At 73.6% G+C, this 3,365-nt stretch carries 2 protein-coding genes; one reads left to right on the top strand and one right to left on the bottom strand.

Features of this window, described 5'->3' with window-relative positions:
- Nucleotides 1–463 precede the first annotated feature (463 nt).
- Nucleotides 464–1,858, bottom strand: a complete 1,395-nt coding sequence (locus ACFV2J_RS42280) for a cystathionine beta-synthase (protein ID WP_385097566.1) — start codon at nucleotides 1,856–1,858, stop codon at nucleotides 464–466.
- Between the two features lie 142 nt (nucleotides 1,859–2,000).
- On the opposite strand from ACFV2J_RS42280, the gene ACFV2J_RS42275 reads away from it, so the two are divergent.
- On the top strand, nucleotides 2,001–3,020 hold the full coding sequence (locus tag ACFV2J_RS42275) for an SGNH/GDSL hydrolase family protein (protein ID WP_385097563.1): 1,020 nt from the start codon (nucleotides 2,001–2,003) through the stop codon (nucleotides 3,018–3,020).
- Nucleotides 3,021–3,365: the final 345 nt, after the last annotated feature.

Below are 3,365 nucleotides of genomic sequence, written 5' to 3'. Positions count from 1 at the left end.
CCCGCCGCGGCGGGGGCCCCCCACACCCCCGCCCCCCCCCGGCCCCGGCCCCGGGGCCAGGGGGTCCACCAACCAACCACCCCCGCCCGCGCCCCCCCCCGGCGGGGCCGGGGGCCCTTCCGACGTGTTGCGCGGGGACCGCCGCACCCCCGTTGCCGGGGGGCGGGACGACGGCGGTCCCCGCGAGGGACGCGGGCCGGGTCAGGGCCGGGCTTGCGCGCCCTTGGCGTCCATGGAGGTCCGGGAGCCGCTCCGGAGGTCCTTGGCGCCGTTTTGGTGCCGGCCGGGGCGGGGAGCCGCTCCCGCCCTGCCGACACCCACCAATGTGCCGGACGTGTGTTAAGCGGGTGCTGCGCGGACGTGACACGCTCGTACCACTTCCGCGAAGTTCCTCGCCGGGCAGCCGGAAGATCCGCCCAGGAGGGGAACTTCCGGAGATTTCCGCCCACCCACCTGCGGATATCTACTGCCGGGCGCCGCCCTTGGCGAGGAAGGACAGCAGGTCCTGGCGGCTGACGACGCCGGTGGGCTTGCCCTCGACCAGCACGATGGCGGCGTCGGCGGTGCCGAGCACGGACATCAGGTCGCCGACCGGCTCCCCGGAGCCGACCTGCGGCAGCGGCGCCGACATGTGCTTCTCCAGCGGGTCCTGCAGCGAGGCCCGCTGGGTGAACAGCGCGTCGAGCAGCTCGCGCTCGACCACGGACCCGACGACCTCGGCGGCCATCACGTCCGGGTGACCGGCACCGGGCTTGACGATCGGCATCTGCGAGACGCCGTACTCACGCAGCACCTCGATGGCCTCGCCGACCGTCTCGTCCGGGTGCATGTGGACGAGCGAGGGGATGGTGCCGCCCGCCTTGTCGCTCAGGACGTCGCAGACCCGCGCGCTCGGGCCGGTGTCCTCCAGGAACCCGTAGTCCGCCATCCACTCGTCGTTGAAGATCTTGCTGAGGTAGCCGCGCCCGCTGTCGGGCAGCAGGACGACCACGACGTCGTCGGGTCCGAGCCGCTCGGCCACGCGCAGCGCGGCCACCACGGCCATGCCGCAGGACCCGCCCACGAGCAGCCCCTCCTCCTTCGCGAGCCGCCGCGTCATCTGGAAGGAGTCCTTGTCGGACACGGCGACGATCTCGTCCGCGACCGTCCGGTCGTACGCCGTCGGCCAGAAGTCCTCACCGACGCCCTCGACGAGGTACGGCCGCCCGGACCCGCCCGAGTACACGGACCCCTCGGGGTCGGCGCCGACGACCCGCACCCTGCCCTCGCTCGCGTCCTTCAGGTACCGCCCGGTCCCGGAGATCGTCCCGCCGGTGCCCACGCCGGTGACGAAATGCGTGATCCGCCCCTCCGTCTGCTCCCACAGCTCGGGGCCGGTGGAGTGATAGTGCGAGAGGGGGTTGTGCGGGTTGGAGTACTGGTCCGGCTTCCAGGCGCCGGGCGTCTCACGGACGAGCCGGTCGGACACGTTGTAGTACGAGTCCGGGTGCTCCGGGTCGACGGCCGTCGGGCAGACGACGACCTCGGCGCCGTACGCCCGCAGCACGTTGATCTTGTCGGTGGAGACCTTGTCCGGGCAGACGAAGATGCACTTGTAGCCCTTCTGCTGGGCCACGATCGCCAGCCCGACCCCGGTGTTTCCGCTGGTCGGCTCGACGATCGTGCCGCCGGGCTTGAGGGCGCCGCTCTCCTCCGCGGCCTCGATCATGCGCAGGGCGATGCGGTCCTTGACGGACCCGCCCGGGTTGAAGTACTCAACCTTCGCCAGGACGGTCGCCTGGATGCCCGCGGTCACGTTGTTGAGCCTCACCAGCGGGGTGTTGCCGACGAGACTGATCATCGAGTCGTGGAATTGCACCGTTGTCTCCGGAGCTGCGTTCTAAAGGGATGGTCCCGTCAGCCTAAGGCCCCACGTGGGCGTTCACGTGTCGTTGAGATTGGCCGACCCGTTCCACGGGGCAAGCAGTGGTTGTACGGCTACGAGGAGGTGGCGGCGACGCATGACGAGCTTGTCGAGGGCGAGGGTGGCACGGCGGATCGCGGCGGGCGCGGCGTACGGCGGCGGCGGGATCGGCCTGGTGGGCGCCGCCGCGATCGGTGTCGTCCTGGCCGAGGTGCAGCTGGCGAAGCGCCATGTGGGCAACGGACACGGTCAGGCGCCCCGGGCGAACGGTCTGTACGGGTACGCGTACGCGGCGCAGGACGGGCCGCCGCTGCGGCTCGCGATGCTCGGTGACTCCACCGCGGCGGGGCAGGGGGTGCACCGGCCCCGCCAGACTCCCGGCGCGCTGCTGGCCTCCGGGCTCGCGGCGGTCGCCGAACGCCCGGTCGAACTCTGCAATGTCGCGCTCCCGGGCGCCCAGTCCGACGACCTCGACCGCCAGGTGGCGGTCGCTCTCGCGGACCCGGCGCGGGTGCCCGACATCTGCGTGATCATGATCGGCGCGAACGACGTCACCCACCGGATGCCGCCGACCCGGTCGGTCCGTCACCTGTCCGCGGCGGTACGCCGGCTGCGCACCGCCGGCGCCGAGGTCGTGGTCGGCACCTGTCCCGACCTGGGCACGGTCGAACAGGTCCAGCAGCCGCTGCGGTGGCTGGCCCGCCGGGCCTCCCGGCAGCTCGCCGCCGCGCAGACCATCGGGACGGTCGAACAGGGCGGCCGGACGGTGTCACTGGGTGATCTGCTGGGCCCCGAGTTCGAGGCGAACCCGCGCGAGCTCTTCGGCCCCGACAACTACCACCCCTCCGCCGAGGGGTACGCGACGGCGGCGATGGCGGTGCTGCCCACGGTGTGCGCGGCGCTCGGCCTGTGGCCGGCCGAGGAGGAGCGGCCGGACGTCTCCCGCCGCGAGGGGTTCCTGCCGGTGGCGCGGGCGGCCGCGGAGGCCGCGTCCGAGGCCGGTACGGAGGTCACGGCCGCGATGCCGACGGGCCCCCGGGGGCCCTGGGCCCTCCTCAAGCGCCGCCGGCGCCGGCGTGTCCCCGCCACGGACCCGGCACCCACGCCGACCCCCTGAACCGGGGCCCGCCCCGCCCCCGGTGGGTTCTTCGGGTGCGGGTGGGTGGGGGCTGGCCGCGCAGTTCCCCGCGCCCCTGAAGGCGTGCCCCCGCGCCCGGGGTTCTCGGCCAGGGCGCGCATCTCCAGCCCGTCGAGCGTTTGAGGGCGGGCTTCGGGCGACGGCAGGAATCGACGCAGGCCCGCACCCTCAGCCCGTCGGCGTCTGAGGACGCCCCCTTCGGGCGACGGCGGAGATTCAGCGCAGGCCCGCACCCTCAGCCCGTCCGGCGTTTGAGGACGAGCCCTTCGGGCGACGGCGGGGATTCGGCGCAGGCCCGCATCTCCAGCCCGTCCGGCGTTTGAG

Origin of the sequence: Streptomyces sp. NPDC059668, assembly GCF_042734135.1 — a bacterium.
Taxonomy (GTDB): Bacteria; Actinomycetota; Actinomycetes; order Streptomycetales; family Streptomycetaceae; genus Streptomyces.
The sequence above is the reverse complement of the archived record's forward strand: the minus strand, read 5'-3'. Positions and strand labels throughout refer to the sequence as shown.

What these genes read in the sequence shown, in the direction of transcription:
- ACFV2J_RS42275 (WP_385097563.1), top strand. Translation starts at nt 2,001, where the DNA reads ATGACGAGCTTGTCGAGGGCGAGGGTGGCACGGCGGATCGCGGCGGGC.